1 protein-coding gene is annotated in these 1282 nt (G+C 66.4%); it reads right to left on the bottom strand.

Annotated features, from left to right (window positions below):
* Positions 1 to 25 precede the first annotated feature (25 nt).
* Positions 26 to 1209 (bottom strand): IS3 family transposase gene (locus MFF61_RS32620; RefSeq protein WP_238241852.1). Its coding sequence is split into 2 segments (ribosomal slippage): positions 26 to 945 and positions 945 to 1209, totalling 1185 coding nucleotides; the frame shifts between segments, so codons are not numbered across the junction.
* Between the last annotated feature and the right edge of the window lie 73 nt (positions 1210 to 1282).

The raw sequence follows: 1282 nt of genomic DNA, 5'->3' as shown, positions 1-1282 counted from the left end.
CCCACGGGGTGGTCCGGGTCTAAAGTTAGTGCAGGGTCGGTCTCTGCTCCACGGATAGCTTGGCCGGCGGAGCCGGTCGGGCGAGCGCAGCCGGCCAAGCGGTGAAGGCGGGCAGGAATACCTCCGGGGCCGGCGGGCGGTAGCCCAGCGCGCCGTGCGGCCTGACCGTGTTGTAGTGACGCCGCCAACTCTCGATCACGATCTGCGCCTCCTTCAGGGTGTAGAAGACCTCGCCGTCCAAGAGTTCATCCCGCAGACGCGCGTTGAAGCTTTCGACGTAGCCGTTCTCCCACGGCGAGCCCGGGGCGATGTAGGCGGTCTTGCTTCCCACCCCGGCGATCCAAGCCTGCACCGACTTGGCTATGAACTCCGGGCCATTGTCCGAGCGGATGTGCCCCGGTACGCCACGCAGGATGAACAGGTCGGAGAGCACGTCGATCACGTCCGTCGCCTTGAGCTTGCGCGCGACCCGGATCGTCAGGCACTCCCGGGTGAACTCGTCCACGACGTTGAGCATCCGGAACTTGCGCCCGTCATGGGTGCGCGCCTCGACGAAGTCATAGGACCAGACGTGGTCGCGGTACTCCGGCCGCAGTCGGATGCAGGAGCCGTCCCCATCCCACAACCGGCCCCTCTTCGGCTGCCGGGCCCGGACCTTCAGCCCCTCCCGCCGCCAGATGCGCTCCACGCGCTTGTCATTGACCAGCCAGCCCGCTGCCTTCAGCAACGCGCCGATCTTCCGATAGCCGTAGCGACCATACCGCTCCGCCAGCTCGACGAGATCGGCTGTCAGTGCTGCCTCGTCGTCCCTGCCCCGCGGCACCTTGCGCTGCGTCGAGCGATGCTGGCCGAGCGCGCGGCAGGCCCGGCGCTCGGACACCTTCATCGTCTCCACGATGTGCTCGACACAGGCACGCCGGCGCGCGGGGCTCAGAAGTTTCCCTTTGCCGCCTCCTGCAGGATCAGCTTGTCGAGCGTGAGGTCCGCGATCGCCTTGCGCAGCCGCTGGTTCTCGGTCTCCAGATCCTTCATGCGCCGGACCTGGTCGCTCTTCAGGCCTCCGTACTCCTTGCGCCAGCGATAGTACGTCACCTCCGTCACGCCGATCGACCGGATCGCCTCGGCTAAGCTCTGACCTTGGCCGACTAGCACGTCCACCTGCCGCAGCTTGGCGATCACATCCTCAGGCTTGTGCCGCTTCGTTCCCATTCGTCCGTCCTCGTCTTGGCCCACAGGCCATACCAAAGGGCGGACCACTCACATGGTTCATCGGCGAGTTTGG

Source organism: Methylobacterium isbiliense (genome assembly GCF_022179325.1).
Classification (GTDB): Bacteria; Pseudomonadota; Alphaproteobacteria; order Rhizobiales; family Beijerinckiaceae; genus Methylobacterium; species Methylobacterium isbiliense.
This window is presented reverse-complemented; position numbering and strand designations above follow the sequence as displayed.